Source organism: Kiloniella majae (assembly GCF_002118315.1).
In the GTDB taxonomy this organism is placed as follows: domain Bacteria; phylum Pseudomonadota; class Alphaproteobacteria; order Kiloniellales; family Kiloniellaceae; genus Kiloniella; species Kiloniella majae.
In genome coordinates, this window is the sequence record NZ_MTSZ01000003.1 from 637,519 (window position 1) to 663,196 (window position 25,678).

At 45.4% G+C, this 25,678-nt stretch carries 28 protein-coding genes; 11 read left to right on the forward strand and 17 right to left on the reverse strand.

All coding sequences use genetic code 11. The features are described from left to right. Nucleotides 1-311: 311 nt before the first annotated feature. From grxD to BKB51_RS12545, 6 genes are all read right to left on the reverse strand, one after another. Nucleotides 312-653 carry a Grx4 family monothiol glutaredoxin gene (gene grxD, locus BKB51_RS12520; protein WP_085901404.1) on the reverse strand — a complete coding sequence of 114 codons (342 nt, stop codon included), beginning with the start codon at nt 651-653 and terminating at the stop codon, nt 312-314. 41 nt (nt 654-694) lie between these two features. Further along, nucleotides 695-931, reverse strand: coding sequence for a BolA family protein (locus BKB51_RS12525; RefSeq protein WP_085901405.1), 237 nt, complete (start codon nt 929-931; stop codon nt 695-697). A gap of 165 nt (nt 932-1,096) precedes the next feature. Then, entirely contained in the window at nt 1,097-3,286 is a 2,190-nt protein-coding gene (gene purL, locus BKB51_RS12530; RefSeq protein WP_085901406.1) for a phosphoribosylformylglycinamidine synthase subunit PurL, read from the reverse strand. Nucleotides 3,287-3,298: 12 nt separating this feature from the next. Further along, nucleotides 3,299-3,988 (reverse strand): phosphoribosylformylglycinamidine synthase subunit PurQ, encoded by a 690-nt coding sequence (gene purQ / locus BKB51_RS12535; RefSeq protein ID WP_085901407.1) that lies wholly within the window; start codon nt 3,986-3,988, stop codon nt 3,299-3,301. Nucleotides 3,989-4,076: 88 nt separating this feature from the next. Continuing rightward, nucleotides 4,077-4,319: a phosphoribosylformylglycinamidine synthase subunit PurS gene (gene purS / locus BKB51_RS12540; protein WP_047765694.1), complete on the reverse strand. Its 243-nt coding sequence runs from the start codon at nt 4,317-4,319 to the stop codon at nt 4,077-4,079. Nucleotides 4,320-4,949: 630 nt separating this feature from the next. After that, nucleotides 4,950-5,705: an NRDE family protein gene (locus tag BKB51_RS12545; protein ID WP_085901408.1), complete on the reverse strand. Its 756-nt coding sequence runs from the start codon at nt 5,703-5,705 to the stop codon at nt 4,950-4,952. Nucleotides 5,706-5,903: 198 nt separating this feature from the next. On the opposite strand from BKB51_RS12545, the gene BKB51_RS12550 reads away from it, so the two are divergent. Next, nucleotides 5,904-6,224 (forward strand): DUF1476 domain-containing protein, encoded by a 321-nt coding sequence (locus BKB51_RS12550; protein ID WP_085901409.1) that lies wholly within the window; start codon nt 5,904-5,906, stop codon nt 6,222-6,224. A 208-nt stretch (nt 6,225-6,432) separates the two neighbouring features. Then, nucleotides 6,433-6,753, forward strand: coding sequence for a DUF1476 domain-containing protein (locus tag BKB51_RS12555; protein ID WP_085901410.1), 321 nt, complete (start codon nt 6,433-6,435; stop codon nt 6,751-6,753). A 94-nt stretch (nt 6,754-6,847) separates the two neighbouring features. Here BKB51_RS12555 and purB read toward each other — a convergent pair whose 3' ends face one another. Next, nucleotides 6,848-8,239, reverse strand: a complete 1,392-nt coding sequence (purB, locus tag BKB51_RS12560) for an adenylosuccinate lyase (RefSeq protein ID WP_085901411.1) — start codon at nt 8,237-8,239, stop codon at nt 6,848-6,850. A 294-nt stretch (nt 8,240-8,533) separates the two neighbouring features. Here purB and BKB51_RS12565 point away from each other — a divergent pair, with 294 nt between their 5' ends. After that, on the forward strand, nt 8,534-9,274 hold the full coding sequence (locus BKB51_RS12565; RefSeq protein WP_085901412.1) for a hypothetical protein: 741 nt from the start codon (nt 8,534-8,536) through the stop codon (nt 9,272-9,274). Between the two features lie 68 nt (nt 9,275-9,342). On the opposite strand, the gene radC is transcribed toward BKB51_RS12565, so the two are convergent. From radC to sfsA, 3 genes are all read right to left on the reverse strand, one after another. Further along, nucleotides 9,343-10,026, reverse strand: coding sequence for a RadC family protein (gene radC, locus BKB51_RS12570; RefSeq protein WP_085901413.1), 684 nt, complete (start codon nt 10,024-10,026; stop codon nt 9,343-9,345). Nucleotides 10,027-10,081: 55 nt separating this feature from the next. Next, nucleotides 10,082-10,891, reverse strand: coding sequence for a type I methionyl aminopeptidase (map, locus tag BKB51_RS12575; protein WP_085901414.1), 810 nt, complete (start codon nt 10,889-10,891; stop codon nt 10,082-10,084). A gap of 80 nt (nt 10,892-10,971) precedes the next feature. After that, a complete protein-coding gene (gene sfsA, locus BKB51_RS12580; protein WP_085901415.1) occupies nt 10,972-11,673 on the reverse strand; it encodes a DNA/RNA nuclease SfsA in 702 nt (233 codons plus the stop codon). A gap of 263 nt (nt 11,674-11,936) precedes the next feature. Between sfsA and BKB51_RS12585 the strand changes: the two genes are divergently transcribed. Both BKB51_RS12585 and BKB51_RS12590 read left to right on the forward strand, forming a co-directional pair. Beyond that, nucleotides 11,937-12,515 carry a hypothetical protein gene (locus tag BKB51_RS12585; protein ID WP_085901416.1) on the forward strand — a complete coding sequence of 193 codons (579 nt, stop codon included), beginning with the start codon at nt 11,937-11,939 and terminating at the stop codon, nt 12,513-12,515. A gap of 193 nt (nt 12,516-12,708) precedes the next feature. Continuing rightward, complete coding sequence (locus BKB51_RS12590; protein WP_085901417.1) at nt 12,709-13,953, forward strand: MFS transporter; 1,245 nt, start codon at nt 12,709-12,711, stop codon at nt 13,951-13,953. Between the two features lie 68 nt (nt 13,954-14,021). On the opposite strand, the gene BKB51_RS12595 is transcribed toward BKB51_RS12590, so the two are convergent. Together BKB51_RS12595 and BKB51_RS12600 are read right to left on the reverse strand one after the other, a co-directional pair. Next, nucleotides 14,022-15,452, reverse strand: coding sequence for a PepSY-associated TM helix domain-containing protein (locus BKB51_RS12595; protein ID WP_198946720.1), 1,431 nt, complete (start codon nt 15,450-15,452; stop codon nt 14,022-14,024). 150 nt (nt 15,453-15,602) lie between these two features. Beyond that, nucleotides 15,603-15,971 carry a DUF2946 family protein gene (locus tag BKB51_RS12600; RefSeq protein WP_085901418.1) on the reverse strand — a complete coding sequence of 123 codons (369 nt, stop codon included), beginning with the start codon at nt 15,969-15,971 and terminating at the stop codon, nt 15,603-15,605. Nucleotides 15,972-16,169: 198 nt separating this feature from the next. On the opposite strand from BKB51_RS12600, the gene BKB51_RS12605 reads away from it, so the two are divergent. The 3 genes from BKB51_RS12605 (at nt 16,170) to BKB51_RS12615 (ending at nt 18,002) form a co-directional block, all read left to right on the forward strand. Beyond that, nucleotides 16,170-16,619 (forward strand): YtoQ family protein, encoded by a 450-nt coding sequence (locus tag BKB51_RS12605; protein WP_085901419.1) that lies wholly within the window; start codon nt 16,170-16,172, stop codon nt 16,617-16,619. A 63-nt stretch (nt 16,620-16,682) separates the two neighbouring features. Then, nucleotides 16,683-17,408: a competence/damage-inducible protein A gene (locus BKB51_RS12610; RefSeq protein ID WP_085901420.1), complete on the forward strand. Its 726-nt coding sequence runs from the start codon at nt 16,683-16,685 to the stop codon at nt 17,406-17,408. A 258-nt stretch (nt 17,409-17,666) separates the two neighbouring features. Beyond that, the gene (locus BKB51_RS12615; RefSeq protein ID WP_085901421.1) at nt 17,667-18,002 is read left to right on the forward strand and encodes a PilZ domain-containing protein; all 336 of its coding nucleotides are present in this window, start codon (nt 17,667-17,669) and stop codon (nt 18,000-18,002) included. A gap of 64 nt (nt 18,003-18,066) precedes the next feature. Here BKB51_RS12615 and BKB51_RS12620 read toward each other — a convergent pair whose 3' ends face one another. Together BKB51_RS12620 and BKB51_RS12630 are read right to left on the reverse strand one after the other, a co-directional pair. After that, nucleotides 18,067-18,591, reverse strand: coding sequence for a gamma-glutamylcyclotransferase family protein (locus BKB51_RS12620; RefSeq protein ID WP_085901422.1), 525 nt, complete (start codon nt 18,589-18,591; stop codon nt 18,067-18,069). 645 nt (nt 18,592-19,236) lie between these two features. After that, the gene (locus tag BKB51_RS12630; RefSeq protein ID WP_085901424.1) at nt 19,237-20,250 is read right to left on the reverse strand and encodes a transcriptional regulator GcvA; all 1,014 of its coding nucleotides are present in this window, start codon (nt 20,248-20,250) and stop codon (nt 19,237-19,239) included. A 142-nt stretch (nt 20,251-20,392) separates the two neighbouring features. On the opposite strand from BKB51_RS12630, the gene BKB51_RS12635 reads away from it, so the two are divergent. Then, complete coding sequence (locus BKB51_RS12635; protein WP_085901425.1) at nt 20,393-20,629, forward strand: DUF1127 domain-containing protein; 237 nt, start codon at nt 20,393-20,395, stop codon at nt 20,627-20,629. A 171-nt stretch (nt 20,630-20,800) separates the two neighbouring features. Here the strand turns inward: BKB51_RS12635 and BKB51_RS12640 are convergent, their stop codons facing one another. Further along, nucleotides 20,801-21,568: an NAD kinase gene (locus tag BKB51_RS12640; protein WP_085901426.1), complete on the reverse strand. Its 768-nt coding sequence runs from the start codon at nt 21,566-21,568 to the stop codon at nt 20,801-20,803. A 149-nt stretch (nt 21,569-21,717) separates the two neighbouring features. Between BKB51_RS12640 and BKB51_RS12645 the strand changes: the two genes are divergently transcribed. After that, nucleotides 21,718-22,203 (forward strand): hypothetical protein, encoded by a 486-nt coding sequence (locus tag BKB51_RS12645; protein WP_218044013.1) that lies wholly within the window; start codon nt 21,718-21,720, stop codon nt 22,201-22,203. A 25-nt stretch (nt 22,204-22,228) separates the two neighbouring features. Continuing rightward, the gene (locus tag BKB51_RS12650; protein ID WP_125911838.1) at nt 22,229-23,470 is read left to right on the forward strand and encodes an MFS transporter; all 1,242 of its coding nucleotides are present in this window, start codon (nt 22,229-22,231) and stop codon (nt 23,468-23,470) included. A gap of 44 nt (nt 23,471-23,514) precedes the next feature. Here the strand turns inward: BKB51_RS12650 and moaA are convergent, their stop codons facing one another. Then, nucleotides 23,515-24,504: a GTP 3',8-cyclase MoaA gene (gene moaA / locus BKB51_RS12655; RefSeq protein ID WP_218044033.1), complete on the reverse strand. Its 990-nt coding sequence runs from the start codon at nt 24,502-24,504 to the stop codon at nt 23,515-23,517. Between the two features lie 289 nt (nt 24,505-24,793). Further along, complete coding sequence (locus BKB51_RS12660; protein ID WP_085901429.1) at nt 24,794-25,648, reverse strand: C40 family peptidase; 855 nt, start codon at nt 25,646-25,648, stop codon at nt 24,794-24,796. Nucleotides 25,649-25,678 lie beyond the last annotated feature (30 nt).

The following is a 25,678-nucleotide window of genomic DNA, read 5'->3' on the forward strand; positions in this document are numbered from 1 at the left end:
TACAGTCTTCAAAGCGAATATAGGTCTCGTACCCAAATATCCGGCGCTTATTGCGAAAGTCTCTAATTGTTCTTTGCGAGGTAATCTTGCTCTCGTCGATTTTATACTTCGTGAGAACGTCTTTGATTTCTTGTGGATAAGGACTTATTGAGTTCGCAGATACAGGATTATTGATAAATAAAAAGAGTAAACAGAAAATCGTGAACGGCTGCATAACGTGTTTTATTTTAATCATGTTACTTGTTCTCTTGTGCAGTGCTAGAGACAAAAAAAGGCCGCATAAAGCGGCCTCTTTCGATTGTCAGAGAAGGTTAAGAAGCTTGTTCTTGGCTCTCTAACCCCTTGTCCTTGAAAAACTGTTGAAGCTCTCCGGTCTGGAACATTTCGCGAAGAATATCACAACCGCCAACGAACTCGCCTTTGACGTAAAGCTGTGGAATAGTCGGCCAGTTACTAAAATCTTTAATACCTTGGCGAATGCTTGGGTCTTGAAGAACGTCAATACCAGTAAATTTTACGCCGAGATGTGTGAGAATTTGGGCGGAAGTTGCGGAAAACCCACATTGTGGAAATACAGGTGTTCCTTTCATGAAAAGTACAACGTCGTTTTCATTTACTTCCTGACGAATGCGTTCAGCGACAACGTTATCCATAGGGTCTATTCCTTGATAGTATTAATTTAATAGGTGGGCTTTTAACTCTGCGGGGCAGAGGTCTGTAAAGCCAGCGCGTGTAACTCATTGCCCATGCGTCCTTGAAGGGCTTGATAAACCATCTGGTGCTGTTGCACGCGGGTTTTTCCTTCAAAGGCAGGCGAAACGACGTAAGCTGCATAGTGATCACCATCGCCACGAAGATCTTCAATGGTTACATCTGCTTCGGGCAGTGCTTCCCGAATCAGTGCTTCGATCTCTGCAGGGTTCATCGGCATAAATACTGTCCTTGTTCTCATTTCTCCGGTTCAGATTGAGAAGCTTATTCTGGATTCTCAATCCTGTTCAGATACCACACTACAAAGCTTGTTCGAAAAGATCTACAGGAGAGGTATGTTTAATCCTCTCCTGCGTCAAAATTTCTTTCCGGATGGTGGATAAAGCTATCCAGCCATATAGTTTGGCATCCATGCTTCGTTGCATGCACGAAGCTCTGCTACGGATATGGTGCTTCCACCTGGCAGCGTCAAGTCATTGCCGCCCGTACGACCTACAATGGCTGCAGAAACACCAGCTTCTTCGGCAGCTTCAAGCAAGCTTTCGGCATCACCGATGGAAATCAGGTAGCGGCCTTGATCTTCACCAAATAGCCAAGCTGTTGTCGGTGTTTCAACTTCGGCAGGTTTGATGACTTCGACACCCATGTTCGATGCAATGGCCATATCGGCAACAGCTGCGGCAAGGCCCCCATCAGACAGATCGTGACAGCTTTCGACAAAGCCACCTTCAATCTGTGATCTTACAAAGTCGCCATTCTTACGTTCAGCAGCAAGATCAACAACCGGTGCATTTCCTTCGCGACGTCCTTCGATCACATCAAGGTATATGGACATACCGACATGCCCGATTGAATCTCCGATAAGAACCAGACTTTCCCCTTCAGATCCAAAAGTAACCGTTGCAGTCTTGTCCGAATTTTTAATCAAGCCGACGCCACCGATAACAGGTGTTGGCAGAATGCCTTTGCCATTCGTTTCGTTGTACAGAGAAACGTTACCTGATACGACCGGATAATCCAGCGCAAGACAGGCATCACGCATACCTTCGATACAGCCCACAAATTGTCCCATAATTTCCGGGCGTTCCGGGTTGCCAAAGTTCATGTTGTCGGTGATGGCCAAAGGCGTAGCACCAACTGCTGTAATATTACGATACGTTTCAGCAACAGCCTGTGCACCACCGCGAACAGGGTTCGCTTTGCAGTAGCGAGGTGTACAGTCAGAAGTGACGGCAAGGGCACGATCGGTGCCGTGAACACGGACAACGCCAGCGTCGCCGCCAGGGCGTTGGATTGTATCACCCATCACCATGTGATCGTATTGTTCCCACACCCAGCGGCGGCTGGACATGTTTGGTGAACTCATCAAGGTTTTAAGGGCTTGTGTTGTGTCCGCAGCTTCCTGGATATCGCTTGCAAGTACATCGTCAGAATCTGGTGTTGGAACCCATGGACGGTCATACTCTGGAGAGTGATGTGCCAAAGGTTTAATTGGAAGATCGCCAACAACATCGCCGTGGAATTTAAGCACCATACGCTTGCTGTCGGTAAGCTTACCGATAACCGCGAAGTCCAGATCCCATTTGTCCATAATGGAACGGGCGAGATCTTCTTTTCCAGGCTTGAGGATGATGAGCATGCGTTCCTGACTTTCAGAAAGCATCATCTCGTATGGGGTCATGCCTTCTTCACGCTGTGGAACTTGATCCAGATTTAGCTCGACACCCATGTCACCAGAAGAAGCCATCTCAAAGGAAGAAGAGGTCAGGCCAGCAGCACCCATGTCCTGAATAGCGACGATGGCATCTGTTTGCATCAGCTCCAGGCAGGCTTCAATTAGAAGCTTTTCAGTGAAAGGATCACCAACCTGAACAGTAGGACGCTTTTCATCGGAATCATCGTCAAATTCAGCGGAAGCCATGGTGGCGCCGTGAATGCCATCGCGACCTGTTTTTGACCCAACATAAACAACCGGATTACCAACACCAGAGGCCTGGGCGGTAAAGATACGATCTGCCTTTGCCAGGCCAACGGTCATGGCATTTACAAGAATGTTTCCGTTGTATGAAGGATCAAACTCAACTTCGCCAGCAACAGTTGGAACTCCAACACAGTTACCATAGCCACCGACACCGGCAACAACACCTGAAACGAGATGGCGTGTTTTGGGGTGATCAGGCTCACCAAAACGCAGCGCGTTTACGTTGGCAATTGGGCGTGCGCCCATGGTGAATACATCACGCAGGATACCACCGACACCAGTTGCGGCGCCTTGGTAAGGTTCGATAAAACTTGGGTGGTTATGGCTTTCCATTTTGAAGATGGCGGCATTGCCATCACCAATGTCAATAACACCAGCGTTTTCGCCAGGGCCCATAATGACTTGTGGCCCTTCGGTCGGAAGAGTTTTGAGCCACTTTTTTGAAGACTTGTACGAGCAGTGCTCGGACCACATAACCGAAAAGATGCCAAGTTCAAGAAGGTTGGGCTCGCGACCCATAATTTCGAGAACAAGGGCGTATTCTTCTTCGTTGATCCCGTGTTCTGCGACGATTTCAGGGGTAATTTCACTCATTTTTCTATCACCTTATGAAAGGGCCGCAACGAGGCTATCAAACATGGGGCGTCCATCTGTTCCGCCGAGGACATCTTCGCAAAGACGTTCAGGGTGCGGCATCATACCAAGAACATTGCCTTTGGCGTTATAAACACCAGCAATATTATTGAGAGAGCCGTTCGGGTTGCTGTGATCGTTGACACTGCCATCTTCGGCGCTGTAGCGGAACGCAACTTGTCCGTTATCTTCCAAGGCTTTTAGGCCTTCTGCATCGACGAAGTAGTTTCCATCGTGATGTGCAACAGGGATACGGATATTTTGTCCTGCCTGATATTGCTTTGTGAAGACGGTGTCGTTGCGTTCAACCTTTAAATGAAGGTCCCGGCAGACAAACTTCAGATTGCTGTTACGCATGAGTGCGCCAGGGACAAGGCCACATTCTGTCAGAATCTGAAAACCATTACAGATACCTAGAACAGGAACGCCTTTGTTGGCGCGGGCAACAACTTCTTTCATAACGGGTGATTTGGCTGACATGGCCCCACAGCGAAGATAATCGCCATAGGAAAATCCGCCGGGAAGGCAAATTAGATCAACATCATCAAAGTCAGCATCTTTATGCCAGACCATCTGGGGTTCAGATCCCATGGATTGACGCAATGCAACCTGAATATCTCGGTCACAGTTGGATCCTGGGAAAACGATAACCGCCGCTTTCATTGGCAAGTTCCTCGTAGTTTGAAATTACAGTAAGCCATTACAGATCTATAGTCGTGATTGCAGAAGTCTATTTCCGTAAAGCACGAACTTACTGTTCCAGATCGATGGAATAGTTTTCGATCACAGTGTTTGCCAAAAGCTTTTCGCACATGGCTGTAACGGTTTCGCGTGCTTTTGCTTCATCGGTTTCTGCGATATCGAGTTCGATGAATTTTCCCTGGCGTGCTTCGTTAACACCATCAAAGCCCAAAGAGCCTAGTGTGTGTTCAATTGCTTTGCCCTGAGGGTCTAGGACTCCGTTTTTCAGAGTGACATGGATGCGCGCTTTCACCCGTATTCTCCATTATTCCGTTGCGAATAGAAGTCGGTTATTTTTTGACTTCTTATAAGCTACTTTTGTTTAAACAACTTGGGGACCTTTTAAAGGCCCCCGCTACAATGAACCTTTAGGTCCAGATTTCGTTCACAGTTTTACTCGATGACTTACCAAAAAATGCCATAAGAGACTGGATTAGTATATGCCTTAATCCGCTGGATAATATCATTAAGGATTTGAAAAAACTGCGTATCGATAGATATGGTCGAACTGATCCAAGGCCGACAGGCAAAGGTGACAGGCGATAAAGTAATATGCCTGTTAAAGAGGCCATTGGTTTGCCTTTGAAAAGCGGCTTGCCTGGCATTCGCTCAGTCCTTTGGGTTTCTACCCAGAAAGAGATAACAAAGAATGGAGGTCTGCTTCCATCCCTATAGATTTGCGGTCCATATAGCAGTCTATGCTATAGAAGACAATCCCGCTTTGCCTTTCTCAATCAGATAGAATTTGTTGAAAATATGTTCTTTCTATTTCAGCAGGATTAACTGCTTAATATTACATATTATTCTGATTGCTTTGTGGTGCTTTTTTAGCTGTTGGATTTGTATTTTTCGTATTTATCAATTTGAGTTGACGAAATGAATTTTATATTTGTATTTCTTCGAAGGGGACATCACCGGGCTTGCCATTGGCAAACCACCATTTTGTTTTCTCTGGAGTCCCCGAAGAGGTCGTGGCTTCTGGACTGGGGAGTGCAATAACAGAGGACGAACTGGTTTCGAAGCCAGTTTCAGTCTCGACAGTCATTGCTATTTTTGAATCATTATTTTTACGTGACAGAATTTCTTTCCAACCAGACCAGTCATTTACATCCACATCAGGGATGAAGTTCACAAAATCCTGCCTGTGTGCCGCAATACGAGGACTGTCATCATTGCCATCGCCAGCGGTAATCATAAAAATGCCCTTGGGGATGGGGAACACTTCTATGGCTCCGGGACCATTTTCGGGATCATTTCGTAACCAAAAAGCTTTTTTATAATCGGCAATGATCAGATTAAAACTTCGGTAAGCTGCGGTGTTTAAGTCAGCAAGTGCCATGGCAGCATCGTAAGAATCGGCGTGGTCCAGTGCTTCAAGAACCAGCTCACCTCTACTACGTTTGTCTTCTTTCACGCCAAGGCTTCCTCGACGATTCAAGACGCATGATATGAGGCCGTAATCATTTACGCCCAACCAAGTGCCTCCTGCAAGTTCATCGAGACCAGCGACAATTTCAGGTCGATCGTTCCAATGTCGTCTAGGAGGGAGCCAAGGGCGATCATTCATTTCGTCGCGATTGCCGGCAAATAAAAGTGGCCATTTATGGCCCGGGCGAGAGAGAAGCGTGACCGTACACATAGTTCCTGCTGTAATAATGTAATTATATTAATATAATTAAAGAGTTTCCCTTGCAGAAGTGAAGGGGTATGACAAAATATATAACAGATAGTTCGATGAATGGCTTTTGGTTATTTTGCTCACTTATTTGGTATAAGCGTAGCCAACAGTTTTAAATTCAAGAATGACAATTAAGTTCAGGCAAGGAGTCTTTGTTTTATGACTAACATTAGTGACCGCGAAAAGGCATTTGAAGACAAATACCAGCATGATGAAGAGTTGCGGTTCAAAACAGAAGCGCGCCGTAATAAACTTCTTGGGTTATGGGCTGCGGATCTGATGGGCCTTACCGGGGACGCTGCCGAAGAATATGCAAAGACTGTTGTTAAAGCAGATTTGATTGAGCCCGGTGATGAGGACGTAAAACAAAAAGTTCTGAAGGACTTTCAAAGCCGCAATGTTGATAAATCTATCCACCAACTGGAACGCCAGATGGCTGAGTTGATGGAAGAAGCCAAGAAACAATTAATGAGCGAATAATCCGTTTTTTGAGTTACAGTTCATTCGTTATTCAAAAGGAGCTTTTTATGGAGGCTCCTTTTTTATTTTGGCTTTTTGCGATCTATTTCATTTCTGTATTCTGTTGATGTCTGGTGAATAAACTTTTGGTTATTAAGTTCCGTTTATACTGAAAGGCACAGGTATGTTTCAGGATTTTTTATATTTCAGTTTTAGGGAAATGTAGAACATGGATACATTACAGGAATTGAAAGAAGCTCATGAGAACAAGTTCAAACATGAGCAGGATATTCTCTTTAAAGCCAAAATTCGCCGCAATAAATTAGTCGGGCTTTGGGCTGCTGAGCTGATGGAGCTTTCAGACAGTGACGCCGAGAAATACGCAGAAGAACTGGCTGAGTTGCATATCAAGGATACCGGGCGGGATCGCTTACAGGTTAAGATTGTAGATGATTTTACGCGTTATGGCGTGCACAAATCAGAACACCGTATCGAGCGACAGATACACGATTTCATGCTTCAGGCTTTAGAGTTGGTGAAAAGCGAATAGGCTTCCCAACATCTGAGAAAGACATACAAAGAAAGCCCCGAAATCGGGGCTTTCTTCTTTTTAGGCTTATAACAAGTTAGGATCTCTAATAAGCTTATTTTCCAAAAATTCTCTCGAAGATACGATCTACGTTCTTTGTGTGATAACTGATTGAATCTTCATCCAGAAGTTTACCGAGTTTCTCAACACTTAGAATTTGCATCAAGCCTTCGTCCTTGGACATAAAGAAGAAGAAACGGTTGTCGTGTTCTTGTGCTTCTTTTTCTACGGCGTCTAGTTCTGCAGGTGAATCCGGGTTGTCAGGATCAATGCCGTAACTTTTCCAAACACGCATGGCGTTGCGCTGTACGATGCGGTAAGCATCTTCGCGGCTGACGTCGTTCTGAGTGAGGTAAAGCAATACACGCTGAGCGTCGTGGATGCCGCCAAAATTGTTCATATGGTCAAGCATGTTTTGCGGATAAACCACAAGCTTTTCAATGGTGCCGGCAAGACGATTAAGTGCAAAATCAAGCGTTACTGTCGCATCCGGGCCGATCATACGTTCAACAGATGAATGCGAAATATCACGCTCGTGCCATAGGGCAACATTTTCGAGTGCAGGTGTTACTGCTGAGCGAACAATACGTGCCAGTCCAGTCAGGTTCTCTGTCAGGATCGGGTTACGTTTATGTGGCATTGCAGAAGAGCCTTTTTGCCCCGGAGCAAAGTATTCCTGTGCTTCACGAACTTCTGTACGCTGTAGGTGACGAATTTCGGTAGCAATGTTCTCCACAGAAGAAGCAATGATACCGAGAACGGCAAAGTAATTTGCATGACGATCGCGTGGGATGACCTGAGTTGAAATTGGTTCAGGTGTCAGACCCATTTTATCCGCAACATGTTCTTCAACGGAAGGATCTACATTTGCAAAGGTACCAACCGCGCCGGAAATTGCACAGGTCGCGATTTCATCACGCGCTTGTTGCAGGCGTTTTTTATTACGATCCATTTCCGCATAGAAACGAGCAAACTTAAGGCCCATGGTCACTGGTTCTGCATGGATGCCGTGTGAACGGCCGATACAGGCCATGTGTTTTGTTTCTTTGGCACGTTTTTCCAACGCAGCCAACAGGCGATCCATATCGGAAAGTAAAATGTCAGCAGCTTGTGACATTTGAACGGACAAACAAGTATCCAGAACGTCAGATGATGTCATGCCTTGATGCACAAATCTGGATTCTTCACCAACGTTCTCTGCGAGCTCTGTCAGGAAGGCAATGACGTCGTGTTTGACTTCGGCTTCGATTTCATCGATACGAGCGATACGTTCAGGCGTATAGGGCTTTTGGCCCTTTTCCCAGATAATGTCTGCGGCTTCTTTGGGGATAACACCTAAAGACGCCTGGGCGTCACATGCATGGGCTTCAATTTCAAACCAGATACGGAATTTGTTTTCTGCTTCCCAGATTGAAGTCATTTCTGGGCGACTATAACGCGGGATCATGGTGCTTTTGTTCCTTTGGGAAAGTGCACAAAGTTATGGCAAATTTTTACTGCCAACAATCTCAGGGTGAAACAAGCGAAGTTGTCAGCTTCTGTCAACTGTTATAGTGAATTTATCTCATTCTTTCTTACCAAGACAGCGTTGCTCTGCTTTTGCAACTATGGCTGTGTTTAATGATAGCTCTTGAATAATAATTACAACTTTATGTCTTGATATCCCCGCCTTTTAACAACCTGTTTCTTGTGCTATAGCCCTCGACCATAAAAATTTAATGAAAAATTCATTGAGGCGGATGTGACACAAAATTCAGCAAATAATGTTGATAATCTAACTGATTTTTCCAAACTTTATTGGCAATGGTTACCATTGCTAATGGTTGCGGTTATGGTTATCGGTCGTACAATTTTCCCGGATTGGGCAGAGTACGAATACTATATTGAGAGTGAACGCCGCGGTATTGTTGAGAATGCTGCTTTTGTTATGTTGGTGCCGGCGGTTGTTTTTGGCTTCCTTGCTTGGCGTATGCGTGACGCTCTACCATCAAAATATCTTGGCTATTGGCTGATGCTTTGCACCATAGCTGTCTTTATTGCTGCGGGTGAAGAAGCAAGTTGGGGGCAACATTGGTTCCAGTGGGAAACACCGGAAAGCTTGGCGGCCATTAATGATCATAATGAAACGAATTTCCACAACACGCTTAACGGTCATGATACGACAATAAAATCAATTATCATGATTGGTATGGCGATTGGGACAATTGTTATTCCACTTATCATTAAGTTTGGTTACATGGCTAAACCGGCGATGGGAAGTGCCTTTTACTGGTTGTTTCCAACTGTTGTTGGCTTGCCGGTTACCATCTATTGCCTTGTAAGCCGCGTGCTGAGACAATTGTTTCAGAAATGGACCCGGCTAGACGAGCATATGTATTTTGATATGGATTTGAATGAACTAAGCGAGTTTTATGTCGCTTGTTTTCTGTTCTTCTATCTCTTTTCTTTCTGGTATCGCTTGCGTCAGGCTAAAGCGCAATAAATTGATCGCTTGTACTTTAGAAAAGGCCGCCGAAAGGCGGTCTTTTTTGTTGAGGTGCGCGCTTTTCTTTATAAAAGCCCAAGGTGACGAAAACTGCTGTTGCCTGTTTTGCTGATGATTAGATGGTCGTGTAATTCGATACCAAGTTTACCACATATTTCTTTGACTTCTTTTGTCATGCTTATGTCTGCTGGCGATGGTGAAGGATCTCCACTGGGGTGGTTGTGAACCATGATCAAGGCAGAAGCATTGAGCTCTAAAGCGCGTTTGACCACTTCTCGCGGGTAAACGGGTGTGTGATCTATTGTGCCCTTTTGCTGAATCTCATCGGCAATCAGTCGGTTTTTTCGATCCAGAAAAAGAAGTCGAAACTGTTCTATCTTTTCCCGCGCCATAACTATTTTGCAGTATTCAACAAGTCGATCCCAGGTATCAATAACTGGATGCTCAAGTATCGCGTCTTTCGTCAAGCGTCGGGCTGCTTCTGGGATGAGTTTAAGCAGAGATGCAGCTGCATCTCCGACACCTGTAACTTGTCTGAGCTCATCCGGGGAGGCTGCAAAGACTTCAGCCAAGGATCCGAAGGTTTCGATGAGTTTCTTGGCCAGGGGTTTTGTATCCCCCCGCGGATTAACACCAAACAGGAGGAACTCAAGCACTTCATAATCGGCAAGGCTTTCAGCACCTTTTTCCAGCAGGCGCTGACGTAACCTGTCGCGATGACCATGATAGTGAGGTTTTTCTGTTTTCAAACCAATGCCTGAGTACGTCCAAATTTAAGAATGTTCATCCTGAATTTAAGAATATTTAATCGTAAGGTGGTTTGTGCCAGCCTTTTGGGGAGAGGGTGAATATTTCACAACCATCTGCGGTCACACCTAAGGTGTGTTCGTATTGCATGGAGAGAGATTTATCTTTGGTTACCGCTGTCCAACCATCATTGAGAACCTTGACCGCATACTTTCCACCGTTAATCATGGGCTCGATGGTAAAAATCATGCCTTCCAATAAGCGTGCGCCTTTACCGGCTTGTCCATAGTGCAAGACACTCGGAGGGGTGTGGAAGCTTCGGCCGATGCCGTGCCCGCAAAAATCTTCGACGACTGAAAAGCGGTTTGCTTCGGCATAGGTCTGTATAGCATGCCCAATGTCACCAAGCGTTGCACCGGGCTTAACCACTTCAATGCCTCGTAATAGGCATTCGTATGTGACTTCACTTAGACGCTTGCTTTTTACGTTTGGCTTGCCAGCAAAAAACATGCGGCTGGTATCACCATGCCATTCATCAAGAATAACTGTGACATCAATGTTCAGGCTATCCCCATCGCGCAGAACTTTATCTTCCCCGGGAATTCCATGGCAAACAACATGGTTAACTGACGTACAGATTGATTTCGGAAAACCTTTGTAATTCAGCGGTGCTGGGACGGCGTTGTGCGAGGTAATAAACTCATGACAGAGGTCGTTTAGCTTGCCAGTGGATACACCGGGTTGGACGTAAGGTGTAATGAAGTCCAGGGTTTCCGCAGCCAGTCGACCAGCTTTGCGCATACCTGCAAAATCTTCTTCAGTATAGGTTACAAACTGTCGTTCTTCACGTGTCAGATTGTCGATCACGTTCTTTCTTCCATTTCTTGCTAGTCTTAACAAGTACGCAGTTTTTAACGTACTGTATTATATATTACGATAATTAAAGCCTATATACCTAGCTCTAGCGGCTTATCCAAGTGAATTCCCTCTGGCGTGACATCACAACCATAGGCGATTACCTCGACGCCTCGCGCCATTGCGATTTTCAGGGCGTCAGCATAGACGGAGTCAATGTCTTTCGCGGGCACGAATAGAGTACAATCCCCCCGTTGCGCAAGATAGAACATGACGGCTCTGTGTCCTTCTTCTACCATATCTCCTAATTCCTGAAGATGTTTTGTGCCTCTGGCGGAAACAGCGTCTGGGAATTCTGCAACGCTGGGTGATCTGCTCAGAGTGACGGATTTGATTTCCACATAGCAGTCAGCTTTGTCTTCGGCTTGCAAAAAAATATCAATACGGGAATTTTGGCCGTACTTAACTTCCCGTTTGATGGTTGTATAGCCCGTCAGATGGGGGACATTGCTTGCTGAAATTTCTTCGAAGACAAGTTTGTTGGGGACAGCTGTATTCACACCCACAGGGGTTTTACCTGCAGCGCCAATTTCCCAAGTGTATTTTAGCTTTCGTTTCGGATTGTCTGACTCTGATAACCAAACTGATGAGCCTGCCTCGACAAGACCAAGCATTGAACCTGTATTGGTGGTATGTGCGGTTACGATCGTGCCGTCTGTCAGCGCTACGTCAGCTAAAAAGCGTTTATATCTTTTTACAAGTTTTCCGGGAATTAAGGGCGTGTCAAATTTCATAAGATCCTCTTTTTTACGACCTTAGTAGTTTCGCACTTTTTATAGCAAGGGAAATTAATAAAGAACTCACATATGTTGTATAGGATTAGATTGATCTTTCTGGTAAAGGTGCACAAGTACCATTTATATCACTTGCCAAAGGCTTGGAAGCCAGTACAAGGTGTTATTAACGCTTTCAAACGGTTTTATTTGTGCCAAGCCTGTGTGATTACAGGTAGTTACATGACCATTGATTTACCCATTTGTTTATCGGGAGAATTTTTATGAATTGCCGCTATGTTTTTACCGCTTCTGCTTTTGCAATCCTTCTTGCAGGGTGTGCTTTTGGTGGTAAAAGCGAGCAAACGGTACCAAAGCAGCCGAAGACTTACTCGTCTTCATCTCCTGCCTTGGCTGTACCACCAAGTGGTAATTCGAACGAAGTTGTTAATCAAAATGTGACAGGCACAGTTAATGAAACCAATGATGGTCTTAGCATCAGCGATCAACCGGTAACCAACAGCTATCCATATGGTTCTGCAGAACCTGCGCCAACACCTGCACCATCGCAGGGGCAGCCGATTATTAAGGCTCCAGATGGAAAATTATATTCTGCGGAAACACCTAAAACCGAAGTTGATTATGAAAATGATGTTGCCTCTTGCCATTACTATGCAAGGGGTCTTGTTGCGCACGATGCGCGAATTGAAGATGATCGCGGCGGTAGTTTTGGCGACAGTTTGGGCGGGGGAACCTCTTCTCTCTTAACTCTGCGGCAGAATATCGACAAAAAGGATGTTAAGAAAAGACAGGCGATTCACTTCAATCGTTGCATGCAAACCAAAGGCTATTATCAGCGATAATAGCGGTTTAACAATCGCAGTTTGTTTACAATAATCTAGGGTAATTTGAGCCAGAATTTAACCTCTGCTCAGAAACCCTTGCGCCTTGTGCAATTCAGGCTATTCTCAATCTATTGTTTATTTCTTGGCCCATTATATCCTTTCGGGCTGGTTTCCTTTGTCGGGAAAGAACCTCTTTCTGCAGGCGTAACCCATGATTCATTTTATTTTGGCAAATGCACGGTTTTTGGCATTTGGCTTTGTTGTCGCTTTTGCATCAAGCTTTGGACAAACGTTTTACGTATCTTTGTTTAATCAGGAAATTCGCACCGAACTAAATCTATCTCATGGTGATTTCGGCGCCTTCTATTCCGCGGCGACCTTAATCAGTGGTTTTGCTGTAATCTGGTTTGGCAAGCAGATAGATCATATGGATTTACGGCTTTACAGCTACTTGGTGATCCTTGGGCTGTTCGTCGCTGCGTTGGGAATGGTTTTCATTCCGTCAGGTTTACCATTTTTGATCTTACCGCTCTTTTTCCTTGTCCGGTTATGTGGGCAGGGGCTTATGAGCCATATATCCGTGACAGCAATGGCGCGTTATTTTCACGATAACAGGGGACGGGCGATTTCTATTGCGTCGTTAGGTCTTTCTTGCGGTGAAGCAAGTCTGCCTTTATTGACAATATGGCTGTTGAGTTTGTTGAACTGGCGAGAAGTATGGATCTTGAATGCTGGATTTTTAGGTCTTGTTTTGATGCCAATGGTCTTCATGCTTTTGCGTGGTCATAGTGAACGCGATGCACGAATGAACGAGCAGATTAAAAGCCAGGCATTAGCTGCAGGAGGCGATAATCTTCATCGGCAGTGGACGCGGCGTGAGGTTTTGCGAGATCCTGCGTTTTATCTGATGTTACCGGGTTTGAGTACTTTGGCCTTTATCGTGACTGGAATCTTTTTTCATCAAATCCATATTGTGACGGGTAAAGGGTGGTCCATGGCGTGGTTTGCTGGAAACTTTACAATATATGCGGCGATGATAACGATCAGTGCAGTTATGGCGGGCTCTTTCGTTGACCGTTTTGGTGCCGTCCGATTATTGCTTGTTCATATTCCCATCTTTTTGATTGGGTTGTTATTTCTGGGACTATCAGATCATCTTTATACTGCAACTCTTTTTATGAGCTTTATTGGTATTTCTGTTGGTTTTGGATCAACAGTGACGAGTGCAATCTGGGCTGAGGTTTATGGAACCAAACACATTGGTGCTATTCGTGCAATGGCGATGTCTGTTTCGGTTTTAGCCTCTGCACTTTCGCCAGCCCTTTTTGGGTGGCTCTTTGACCGAAATGTGTCATCCGAAGCTGTTGTTATGGGCTGTGTTGTTTGGTGTGTGTTGGCCACACTTTGTCTTTTGGGTGCGCAGAGACAGTTCTTAAATAGAAAAGCTGGCGCATAAACCGATAACTCTCTTGTTGTGATGACCCGCCCTAAAATATGTTGACGTTTTTTAGGGCGGGTCACGGTTTAGTTAAAGGCGCGTTTCATAAAAGGTAATCGAGAAAGAACAAGAAGGTCTATCGCAAGTACGCCAAGAAGCGTCAATCCCACCAAAGGAAATGCCAAGGAAAGCAGGAGCATGATAAATACGGCTCCTTTCCACAGTGGAAGGTTTTTTGGCAGAGGTGGTGCTACAAGTCTTCCTGCACCTTTGGGGCGACGGATCCACCACATGATAATACCACTGATGCACAGGAATATTACTGCAAGGCAGACAAGGGCGTTGAGGATCGTATTCCACCAGCCCATATCCCCTTGGTGTAAAGCTGTGCCAATTGCCATTGATTTGGCCACCAGGGAATAATCTTCATACCCTACCTCAGCCAAAATTTTACCAGTGTATTGGTCAACATGAACGGTCCTGTCGTTGGTCGGAGTTTCTGTGTCTCCATCCCAAGAATCCGCAGTTATCGTGTAAACGCCTGTTGATGATCCGGGAAAGTTGATGTGGAATTGTTCGTCAAAACCAATGCTGAGGGCCAGAACAACCATGGAATTCAAGTTAATTGCATAACCTTCGGGAATGCCAATAGTGCCTGCATCGGAACCGGATAGAGGCATTTTTGTTAGTTCAATTCCCCAGGGTACTTCTTTGATTGCCCCGTCATTCATCATGCCATGAACTTCGTCGGAGAGGGGGACGTTATCCCATTTTTCTGCGGGAAATGTGCTCCAGGGTTGTACAAATTTTCCTCCCCATACACCTGCCCAGGATAAGCCGGAAATGAGAAAGAAGAACAAAATCACAGAAATATAGAAACCAATAGAGACGTGAAGGTCTTTCCATAAGCTGCGCCCTTTTTCTGATAAATCGGGGACCAAAGCACGTTTCAGGCCCTTTCCATCTCGTGGCCACCAGAGGTATAATCCTGTTGCAATAAGAACAATAGTCAGGCCCGCGGCAATTTCCAGTAATCGATCACCGAGGTCTCCGATAAGGAGGCTACCATGAATGTCACTAGCGAAATAAAACCAGGTAGAATCTTTTTCCACTGCCCCGACAATTTTGGCTGTATAGGGATCAACGGAAACGAGTGTTTTTACACCATCGACATTGACTGTAAAAAGGCTGGTACGATCAGCTTCGGGTGGCGGTAAATATTGTGTAATCGCACTATCTGGATAAGCATTGGCGACAGCTTTTTGTTGTGCGGTGGGAAGCAACATTTCTTCTTGCGGTGTTACATAAAGCTTTTCGCCAAAACGGGTTTCAATTGAATTGAAATAAACCATGATCAATCCGGTCACGGCGAGCACGAGAAGAAACGGGATAACGTATAGCCCGGCGTAAAAATGCCACCGCCAGACTGCGCGATAGAACTTCTGGGATATTGTTTGTGGGGTGGCTTCCGCGCCATCGTCACTGATAGGTATATTATTGGCCGCCATATCTGACATGACAAACTCCTGAGTATTCTCATCTTGATGAGATAATTATTTTTTGACGCTGATTTTTGGGAGGTGCGTAAACAGCTTCGGGCGAAAAGATTTCGACTGAAAATTCTGTTTATGTAATTCCAAAAACAACAGGTGATATAGAGAGTTTACTTAGGAGGAATAGGGCGGTGCCCTTGAGCCATAGGCCAAATGTCTTTGTAGAGATGCCAGATGACTATCAGAAACTCTGTTGCTTGAGTGTGTTGATAGAGTGACAAGTTCTACATGGTAGCTGAGCACTGATAGATGTTGATCCGCGTGCAGAGAAAACACACAGTCAGAGCTCGTTTCAAGCTGTTGTTCTTCGTCAGAAGGAACCGCAATTTCTTTTATGCCCTCGGGGGTACATATAACAAGGGTAAGCGTATCATCTGCGAAACTGGTCATCATTCCTTGCGGAATTAATGAGACAGCAAGAAATTGTAGTAAAAGCACAAGCTTTACTATCTTTCCAATTGCTGTCGCGGGCCGCCAGTTCATCGATAAATCCCTTTGTTAATCCGCTTATAGTCGACAAAATAGAGTCACGACAACTTTAAATTTGCGGAAATCCAGAGAAGATCGTTGTTCCTGCTGGGCATTCTTTGTAGCCTGATAGACTAACTTGTGTGATTTTTTTTCTGCACGTTTTACCTCTAACCATTTGTACTCTTATTATTTGTAAGGACTAAGATTATCATGAATTGGAAGATCTATTTATCTGGTGAAATTCATACAAACTGGCGTGAAGAAATAGAGCAACAGGTTAAGGCTCTGGACCTGCCTGTAGAAATTTATGCGCCAGTTACTGATCATGCATCTTCTGATGATTGTGGTGTCTCTATTCTCGGGGCCGAAGAAGATAAATTTTGGCATGATAATAAAGGGGCAAAAGTAAACGCAATCCGTACCCGAACGCTAATTGAAAAGTCTGATGTCGTGGTGGTTTGCTTTGGCGAGAAATACAAACAATGGAATGCGGCTTTTGATGCTGGTTACGCCTCTGCACTTGGGAAATCGCTTATTATTATGCATGGCCCGGATCACCAGCATGCCCTAAAAGAAGTTGACGCTGCAGCACTGGCAGTTACCCGAACACCGGAAGAAGTTGTGAATGTTTTACGCTATGTGATCCGTGGTGAGCTTTGATTTGCCTGATGATGTGGATTTGAAAAGATTTCAACCAGCGTGAACAAGGGGCTATGGGATAAGATGGAACGTACTTACACTGCATGTCTGATTATCATTGGAAACGAAATTCTGTCAGGACGGACGCAGGATTCAAATCTTTCGTTTCTTGGCGATAAGCTTAATGAAATCGGCATAAGGATGGAAGAGGCCAGGGTCGTACCCGATATTCCAGAGCGCATAATGCACACAGTTAACGAGGTGCGTAGTTCTTTTGATTATGTTTTTACCACGGGGGGAATTGGTCCGACCCATGACGACATAACATCACAGTGTGTTGCAAATGCTTTTGATGTCCCGCTCATTCTTCACCCTGATGCCCACAAGGCAATGCTATCTTTTTATGGCGAGGAACAGTTAACGGAAGCCCGTTTGCGTATGGCCCATGTTCCGCAGGGTGCCAAGCTTATTGAAAACGATATATCTATAGCCCCGGGATATCAGATTGAAAATGTTTTTGTTCTGGCGGGTGTGCCCAAGATAATGCAATCGATGTTCTCAAAATTGGCACCGGGTCTTGTCGGCGGAAAACCAATGATTTCAAGAACTTTGACGTCCCACGCAAAGGAAGGTGAAATTGCCAAAGACCTTGGTGATATTCAAGAAAAATACCCTGATGTGGATATCGGTAGTTATCCGTTTATGGGGCGAGGAGGCACTGGTGTGCGTATTGTGATGCGTTCTACGGATGAGGATTTGCTCATGCAATGTGAAGAAGCTGTCGATGGGGTCCTTAATAATTACACCTAATGGATTTTGTGTAGCACGTTTTAATTTCTGAGAATGGGTTTAATCATTTTTGGGAGTTAAGCATTGATAAGAATAGAACGATGTAAAAAAGACTGTGCTTAAATATATTAACCATAATCATCACTATAAAAGTGCTAATATTGAGGCGTTATTTAGGGTTAGGTTGTTTATTTTCTTGTAATTTTTACGCTTTTGGTTCACTTTAAAGTATATGGGATTTTATGAAAATGCACTGAAGTCGACGGGGGATCGATAGACATGCAAGACGCATTAAAAGCAAATATAGAAGAGCGCCGGGGCAAGGCACGTATCGGCGCGGCCTTGAGCGGAAGCTTGAAGTTTGGTCCAGAGCTTTCTACCAACTGCGAAGTGGTGGATGTTTCTGTGACTGGTGTGAAAGTTCAGCTTGCTGATACCGTTCCCCTTAACAGTGAAGTTACACTTATTTTGCCAGGGTCAGTTCACTTTGGTGGTGAAGTAATGTGGCGTCATGGGTTGCAGGTGGGATTGAAATTCAGAAATTCACCCGAGAAGATAGCTGAACGCCTGTCAGGGTTCCTGAATAGCGACGATATGCGGGTTTTACATAGTTAAGTAAGACGTTTGTACTTTAGTTTTTGAAATATAAAAGTTCTCCTTGTTGAGGAGAACTTTGTTTTTAACTGGCTAATGAAGAACTCGTACCTGCTTCATCTTGATCATATTCAAGAACAAGTTCATCCCAGAATAATAGAGCTTCAGGCAGTGTCATTTTCCCATAGGCTTCCATAAATCGTTTTGCCAGTGGCAAAAACGCTGCTTTGTCTTTCTTTTGCCAAACATGAAGGTGCCATCGTTGCCCGGAAGATGCGATGCCTTCGCCTGTTGCAAAGCCAAGGGCTGTAATTTCGGTCTCATTTTCTTGCAAGGTGAAGCGGACCAAATCATATTCACCTGTTTCATAAAAGAGAATGCGGTCAATGTCTTTGGGGGAGAGTGTCTCTGCGATTAAGACATCAGCTTGCTTACCTGGACTTGGAATTAATACGGGATAGCTTTCTTTTGCTTCGCGCTCGCATTGATAGCCCATAAGAAAACCTTGCTTGAAATTCTGCATATCAACTGAACGACCCAAGACAATCTCAAGGACGTCCTGATCCATTAATGAGCCAAAGAAGAAAAGAGGTAGGGAATTGTCATGCATGGCGAATCTCGGGCGTGCTGAAGCTTTGGAAAATTTACGGTCAACAAGGCTCTCTTTGTCAAAATGATAAACGCATGATTTCAAAGGAGAGCAGGTCTATGTTCTAGCAACTATCTCTTCAAAAGAAGAGTGGTGCGGACGGCGGGACTTGAACCCGCACGGCCGAAGCCAACGGATTTTCATACCATCTACAGCTTTCGCTGCCACGCCGTTGGTGCAAGCACCGCGCGTTTGTGGTCTGGACTATCCCTTCACCATAACAAGGTCTAACTCACTGATCCTTGCCGTAGGTGCTGCCCGTCTAGTCTCTACACCTTCCCAAATCTTTTTCAAGTCTTGGGCTTGGCTCGGGATTGGCATCATCTTGCGATCTAAGCTTTCCCCGAATTTGAGCAGTTCTACTCTCTGGGTTTCCCCAAAGGCACTCAATTTTTTAAGTCCGTCGTGTCTACCAATTCCACCACGTCCGCACGTGTTGTCTAGGACACTCTGTGAGGAAATCTCTCGCCCGAAAGCGGCTTTGTGTCAATGATTCGTTTTTGGGTTTTAAAATTTTTTTTGATTTTTTTCAAAATGGAGCATGGGTTGTTGTAAAAGGGCAAGGGTATGATTTTGAACGAAATTAAAACCCATGATCAGTTGTGTTCAATTGTGATCTGAGTTGCTTTTGTTAGGGGCGTCGTCGTTGAGGTCATTGGTGCCAATTTCACCTCTCTCTTTGGCTCTATCCAGATCAACCTGCACGTTCGGGACAAAATCATCTGCGGTGGCTTCATCAAGTAACCATTCACGGAAAGCTTTGATCTTGGTGATCTCTGATGTGCTTTGCGGGGTTACGACATAATATTGATAGGTTGATGGTGTTCTGGGGCCAAAAGGGCACACTAGTCGGCCAGCTTTCAGGTCATCATAGGTGAGAGATGTACGCCCTAATGCGATTCCCTGACCTTCTATAGCGGCCTGTAGAATAAGACTGGAATCATTGTAACCGGGTCCCTTGTCCGGATCTATGTCTGTAACACCAGCGATATGTAACCATCTCCGCCAGTTAACGGCAAAAGGTTCTTCGCCCACATCATCATGGAGTAATGTGTGATATTTCAGATCATGTGGGCTACGTAAAGGTAGTGATCCTTTGAGAAGGTGAGGGCTACAGACAACAAGGCTCTCGTCTTCCATCATTTTGTCAACGCGACAGCCGGGATATTGCCCCGCACCAAATCTGATCGCGAGATCAACATCGTCGCGAGAGAAATTACTTTTTGTAATGGTTGCCGAAACAAGAATATCGATTTCAGGATGTTTCCGCCGAAACTTGGGAAGGCGTGGTAGTAACCACTTTGCGGCGAAGGATGGCATGACCGAGACTTTGAGAGTGCCACGATCCCCGCCATCGTAAAGCTTTTGGGTGGTTGATTTTATAATGTCAAAAGCTTCACTGACAGCAGGCAGTAAAATCTGTGCTTCGTCCGTAAGGATAAGGCGTCGGTTCATTCTGCGGAAGAGTTGAATCCCCAAATGATCTTCGAGTGATTTGATCTGATGGCTAACCGCTGCCTGCGTGACAAAAAGTTCCTGGGCAGCTTTTGTAAAGGAAAGCTGGCGGGCGGCGGCTTCAAAGGCACGTAAAGCATTTAGAGGAGGTAGAGGTCTCAGCATGATTTCACATTATAAAATCTAATCCGATATATGAAATAACATCGTTTGAGATTGAAATCAAACAGTCATATTTTAGCTGTATCAAAGAACACAGAGAACAACGGCCCGCTTGGGCGCATTATTTCGGATAAGGAGAACTGTTATGGCAAATGTAACAATGCACAAAACCTATACTTTTGGTATGCTACACAAGAACAAGCCGAGCGTATCCTTTGTGAAGGCGCCAATTGCGAGTGTCATCCAGAAACTAATTACATGGGAAGAGCGTTTGAACGAACGTGCCAACCTTCGTGACGCCGAAGCTTTTTTGTTATTGGATATGGGCATTTCGGCTCAGGCTGCGCAACATGAAGCATCCAAGCCATTCTGGATTAGCTAATACAAATTACCCTGCCCCGACCGCGCTATCGGGTTCTTCTAACAAGAAGGTAGCGCAACTTCCTCTATAGGAACTTTATAAAGCCCGTTAATTGCTCGCCGACAGCCGTTAACGGGCTTTTGAGGTTCTTGGGGAGCAGTTCCCGTGTACAAATTGTGTATTAGACCCTGGTCAGGGAAGAAACTGTTCGCGGATAATGCGTTCTTCCAGATTGTGCTCTTCGTCAAAAAGAAGATTCATATCGACGCTATCATCCTGACGAACACTGACCCGTTTGACGTGCTTAATTTCGGTGAAGTCAGCAGTCGCAGAGATCGGGCGTTTTTCCGTGTCCAATGTCCGAAAGGTAACTTCAGCGGTTGCGGGAAGGAGGGCTCCCCGCCAACGTCTCGGTCTAAAGGCGCTAATCGGCGTCATGGCCAAAAGGGATGCGCCAATGGGGACAATGGGGCCATGGGCGGACAAATTATAGGCTGTACTGCCTGCGGGTGTTGATAAAATCACGCCGTCGCAGACCAGCTCCTGCATGCGTTCTATGCCATCGATGTCGATGCCGATACTTGCTGCCTGTCTGCTATCTCGATGTAGAGAAACTTCATTGATTGCAAGGGCTTCAAACTTTTGTCCTCCGACGGTCTCTACAGACATGCGGAGTGGGTGCAAGGTGATTTTTACGGCCTTTTGAATACGTATATCAAGTTGATCTTCGTTATATTCATTAAGCAGGAAGCCAATAGTACCACGGTTCATACCGTAGATAGGAACGTCCAGACCAATGAACTGATGTAAAGTTTCCAGCATGAATCCATCGCCACCCAACGCAACGATTACATCAGCTTCGTCAGGGGAAACGGCTTTATATTTGTTCTTCAGGCATTCCAGTGCATTGGTTGCTCGTTCTGTTTCCGAAGCAACAAATGCAACACGTTTTCTGCTCATCGCATTTTTCTCATGGCAGTTGGCCTTTTCCGTAAAACATCACTGATATGTATTTCACAAATAATAACAATAGACTGACAGCCACTTGCAGCGCTGTCAAAATGTCTGATACTGATTAAGAAATAAAATACATAAAAGGGGAGTTTGTTTTGATCCGTTCATTGTTTTTCGCAATTCTGACCATTGTTGGTTATTGCAGTGTCCTTGGCGCTACCGTTCAAGCCGCAGACAGGCATGCGGGGTATTATTATCCTGATCCTGTTTACCGGGAAGTTTACAAAGCCAGGGCCAAGCAAATTGCAACGGCTAACCGTAAAACCCGTATCGCTTTTGTAACCTCAATCACACAGCAGAACATGCAGCGGGAGTTTGCCCCAACAGCCGCAATCTTTGCCAAGGGTAATGATGCTGAAAAACTTATTATTGTCGGTTTGGAAGATGGTCGACTGGACACGATTTATCGTGCGCGGGCAATCTTTGCCAATATGACGGCGGGTGTTCGTACTTTACCTGTTTTTCAGGAGTTGGGTGTTGAGGATGTCTTTACTTTTTTTGATCTCGCGGCCTTGATGGGATTTACGCAGATTACCATTACCAATGGCCGGAACTTCACGCATCAGGTTATTCTTCAGTGATGATCTGTGGTTCTAGCGTGGTGAGTTGTCAAAACCAATCGTAATGATCGCTCGTATTTTTCTCCCCTTTGCAATTGGTTATTTCCTTTCGTTTTTATTACGAGTTGTGAATGCTGTTATTGCCCCTGATCTGGTTGCTGAATTGAGTTTGTCGGCGGCAGATTTGGGCTTGCTGACAAGTACTTTTTTTATTGCCTTTGCTTTCACCCAGCTCCCTTTGGGGCTGTTATTGGATCGCTATGGCCCGCGAAAGGTGGAAAGTGGTTTTCTGTTACTCACAGCCGCTGGTGCGCTTTTGTTCTCTTGGGCCGAGAGTTTTCCGCTTCTCATCCTTGGGCGCGCGTTGATCGGGTTTGGGGTATCTGCTTGTATGATGGCGGCCTTTAAGGCTTATGTTAGTTGGGTTCCCAAAGAACGACTTGCATTGGTCAATGGTTGTCATCTTGCTGCGGGTGGCCTGGGGGCTATTGCGGGAACGGCACCTGTTGAATTTCTCGCCGATCTGATGGGCTGGCGCGGTGTCTTTGTCGTCCTTGCGGTGATGTCTTTGTGCATTTCCGCGTTGATCTACATTGTCATTCCACGGCGGGATGAGATCCCGGCTAGCGAAAGTGTGTCTAAACAGATCAAAGATTATGGGCTTGTTTTCAAAAGTTCTTTCTTTTGGCGGATCACGCCTTTCACCGTGATGTCTCAGGCCGCATTCTTTTCTTTGCAGGCGCTATGGTCTGGTCCTTGGTTACGTGATGTCGCCGGTTTTGATCGGGATATCGTAGCATGGGGCTTAACACTGATTGCAATTGCTGTTTTTGTGGGGTTTCTTGTCGGTGGAATTGTCACAGACTGGTTGCGTCGTCATAATATCAGTCCGATAACGATCGGATTTTATGGCATGCTACTTTGCATAGTTCCTCAAGCTTTGTTGCTGCTTGAAATAAACTCTTTCCTGATGGTTAGTATTGTTTGGATGGCGTTTGGTTTACTGGGAACAGGTGGATATCTAATTTATCCCGGATTTTCGCAATTCTTTCCCAGTCATTTGGCTGGGCGTGTTAACACGGCATTGAATTCTCTGGTGTTCGTAGTTGCTTTTGTTGGGCAATGGGCTGTTGGTGCGGTGATTGAATTGTGGCCTGCGCAGGCTTCTGGTGGTTATGCTATCGAAGGATATCAGGCAGGTATTATCATGTTGCTTGTTGCACAGTTGATTGGTGTGGGGTGGTATTATCTGTTCCCGTTAATGATGAAAAAAATATCTTCAGCATAATCAGGCCGTGAATAAAGGGAGTTTATTTGAAACTCCCTTTGTCTTTACCCGCCTGTAACACTCATGTGCCGGGCAACGGATGGATCGGCTTCCCGATCAATGATGAAATCATGGCCTTTAGGCTTTCGGGCAATAGCCTCAAAGATGGCCTGTTCTAGCGGGCCGTTTTCATCACTACTGCGCAAAGGTTCCCGTAAATCCATGGCATCATCCTGTCCAAGGCAGAGATAGAGCGTGCCTGTGCAGGTCATTCGGACCCGGTTACAGCTTTCACAGAAATTATGGGTCATCGGGGTAATAAAACCGATCTTCCCGCCAGTCTCTTTTACCTCGACATACCTAGCTGGTCCCCCCGTTTTGTGGTCACTCTCATTCAGGGTCCAGTGTTCGCTTAAAATGGAGCGTACTTCAGTTAGGGGCAGGTATTGGTCAACACGATTTTCGTTGCCAATATCCCCCATCGGCATAACTTCGATAAAAGTAATGTCAAAGCCCTCGTCACCGCACCAGGAAACAAGTGTATGCAGCTCATCGTCATTTACACCGCGCAGAGCAACGGTATTAATCTTAACTTTCAAGCCTGCTTTTTTGGCGGCCTGTAATCCTTCGAGAACCTGATCAAGTTTTCCCCAGCGTGTGATTGCGGCAAACTTGTCTTTGTTCAGAGTATCTAGAGAGACGTTAATGCGGCGCATTCCTGCATCTGCAAGCTGTTGCGAATACTTTTCCAGCTGGCTTCCATTTGTGGTCAGGGTCATTTCCCTGAGCTGTCCTGATTCCAGATAAGGTGTCAGGCCATTAAACAGCTTCATAATGTTTTTGCGGACAAGTGGTTCGCCACCTGTAAAGCGGAGCTTCTTTACGCCAAGGTTGATGAACGCGGCGGAAACTCTTTCCAACTCTTCAATTGTCAGCAACTCTTTTTTTGGTAAGAAGCTCATGTCTTCAGACATACAATAAACGCAGCGAAAATCACATCTGTCCGTGACTGATATCCGAAGATAGTCAACCATGCGGCCAAAGGGATCTACCATTCCCGGGTGCCCACCCTGAATGTCACTTTCATTATTGGCAGTAGAAGCAGACGAAATAAGTCTCTTCTGAATGTTTGACGAATTGATCATCAACTATTTCTCCTGAGCTTTCAGGCGGTCTGTTTTTTTTGTTCCTGAAAATCATTCCTACACTTTGGCGCATAGGTCGTTAATTGCAAGTCAATTTAAACTTCTTCATCTATAGCGAAAACAAAAGGGCTGCGCTTTGTCATATATCAAGCGCCCTTTGTCGCGTCTTTGGGTTTTCTACATAAGCTATTTACAGTGCTTAACTTGTCGGTACTCGCTTGATCGCGGTTATTCCTGTCCCGCCTGTTTCCATTTTTACACGTTCTGTAATATGAGCAATAGGCTCTATAAGGACATCCATGGAATTGGCGGTTGCGTGAATTGCATTCTCTTTGTCCAGGGCAATAGCGACATGACCGGGCCAATAGATCAGATCACCCTCGGTACACTGATCTGAATTTACAGGAAAACCAACTGTTGTTTCCTGAACGTAAGTGTCTCTTTGCGTGTTAAGGCCGCTGGCGCTGAGGGATATTTGAACCAAGCCAGAACAATCAATACCAACCGAAGATTTTCCGCCCCAAAAATAGGGGGTTCCTAAAAATTGATAGGCGATATCCACATGGCTGAGGGCCTTTGTCTCTAGTGAACAGATATGATCAGTAAAGACCCATCCTCCACCTTGTATTTGGGTATAGCGTCCTTCTTGTTTCAGGGCGAGCACCGTTGATTCCATTGAGAGCATATCTGTGGCGGGGATTTTCATGTCGGGCTGAGGATAAACATAGGTACGAAGCGCTTTTACTCGGTGCGTGGTTTGTCGTACTTCCCGTGAGAGACTGTCGGCGCGAATATAACCAACGTAACTATCTTTTGCATTTTGAACCCAGGCCCAGCCATCTTTTTCTTCATAGACTGTGACTTTTTCTCCGAAGAGTAACTCTGTGTCTTGTCCTGCTTCGCCCGCTGGATGCCGCCGTAGGGGAACGATCCCTTTTGATATCTGAGCCGCATAGCCTTTGCTAAACTTAGGCGCCTCTACCTTGTCGCGGAGGTATTCAGCGGCGAGGTCTTCTCTCAAGGGGTGAAGGCGAGGGTCCAATGTTTGTGACATGTGGTGTCAGGCTTTCTTTGTCTGTCCTAA

Bases quoted from the DNA above. Each gene is read 5' to 3' on its own strand.
- grxD (WP_085901404.1), bottom strand. From the start codon at position 653: ATGGATAACGTTGTCGCTGAACGCATTCGTCAGGAAGTAAATGAAAAC.
- BKB51_RS12525 (WP_085901405.1), bottom strand. From the start codon at position 931: ATGCCGATGAACCCTGCAGAGATCGAAGCACTGATTCGGGAAGCACTG.
- purL (WP_085901406.1), bottom strand. From the start codon at position 3,286: ATGAGTGAAATTACCCCTGAAATCGTCGCAGAACACGGGATCAACGAA.
- purQ (WP_085901407.1), bottom strand. From the start codon at position 3,988: ATGAAAGCGGCGGTTATCGTTTTCCCAGGATCCAACTGTGACCGAGAT.
- BKB51_RS12545 (WP_085901408.1), bottom strand. From the start codon at position 5,705: ATGTGTACGGTCACGCTTCTCTCTCGCCCGGGCCATAAATGGCCACTT.
- BKB51_RS12550 (WP_085901409.1), top strand. From the start codon at position 5,904: ATGACTAACATTAGTGACCGCGAAAAGGCATTTGAAGACAAATACCAG.
- BKB51_RS12555 (WP_085901410.1), top strand. From the start codon at position 6,433: ATGGATACATTACAGGAATTGAAAGAAGCTCATGAGAACAAGTTCAAA.
- purB (WP_085901411.1), bottom strand. From the start codon at position 8,239: ATGATCCCGCGTTATAGTCGCCCAGAAATGACTTCAATCTGGGAAGCA.
- sfsA (WP_085901415.1), bottom strand. From the start codon at position 11,673: ATGAAATTTGACACGCCCTTAATTCCCGGAAAACTTGTAAAAAGATAT.
- BKB51_RS12585 (WP_085901416.1), top strand. From the start codon at position 11,937: ATGAATTGCCGCTATGTTTTTACCGCTTCTGCTTTTGCAATCCTTCTT.
- BKB51_RS12590 (WP_085901417.1), top strand. From the start codon at position 12,709: ATGATTCATTTTATTTTGGCAAATGCACGGTTTTTGGCATTTGGCTTT.
- BKB51_RS12595 (WP_198946720.1), bottom strand. From the start codon at position 15,452: ATGTCAGATATGGCGGCCAATAATATACCTATCAGTGACGATGGCGCG.
- BKB51_RS12600 (WP_085901418.1), bottom strand. From the start codon at position 15,971: ATGAACTGGCGGCCCGCGACAGCAATTGGAAAGATAGTAAAGCTTGTG.
- BKB51_RS12605 (WP_085901419.1), top strand. From the start codon at position 16,170: ATGAATTGGAAGATCTATTTATCTGGTGAAATTCATACAAACTGGCGT.
- BKB51_RS12610 (WP_085901420.1), top strand. From the start codon at position 16,683: ATGGAACGTACTTACACTGCATGTCTGATTATCATTGGAAACGAAATT.
- BKB51_RS12615 (WP_085901421.1), top strand. From the start codon at position 17,667: ATGCAAGACGCATTAAAAGCAAATATAGAAGAGCGCCGGGGCAAGGCA.
- BKB51_RS12620 (WP_085901422.1), bottom strand. From the start codon at position 18,591: ATGCATGACAATTCCCTACCTCTTTTCTTCTTTGGCTCATTAATGGAT.
- BKB51_RS12630 (WP_085901424.1), bottom strand. From the start codon at position 20,250: ATGCTGAGACCTCTACCTCCTCTAAATGCTTTACGTGCCTTTGAAGCC.
- BKB51_RS12635 (WP_085901425.1), top strand. From the start codon at position 20,393: ATGGCAAATGTAACAATGCACAAAACCTATACTTTTGGTATGCTACAC.
- BKB51_RS12640 (WP_085901426.1), bottom strand. From the start codon at position 21,568: ATGAGCAGAAAACGTGTTGCATTTGTTGCTTCGGAAACAGAACGAGCA.
- moaA (WP_218044033.1), bottom strand. From the start codon at position 24,504: ATGGTAGATCCCTTTGGCCGCATGGTTGACTATCTTCGGATATCAGTC.
- BKB51_RS12660 (WP_085901429.1), bottom strand. From the start codon at position 25,648: ATGTCACAAACATTGGACCCTCGCCTTCACCCCTTGAGAGAAGACCTC.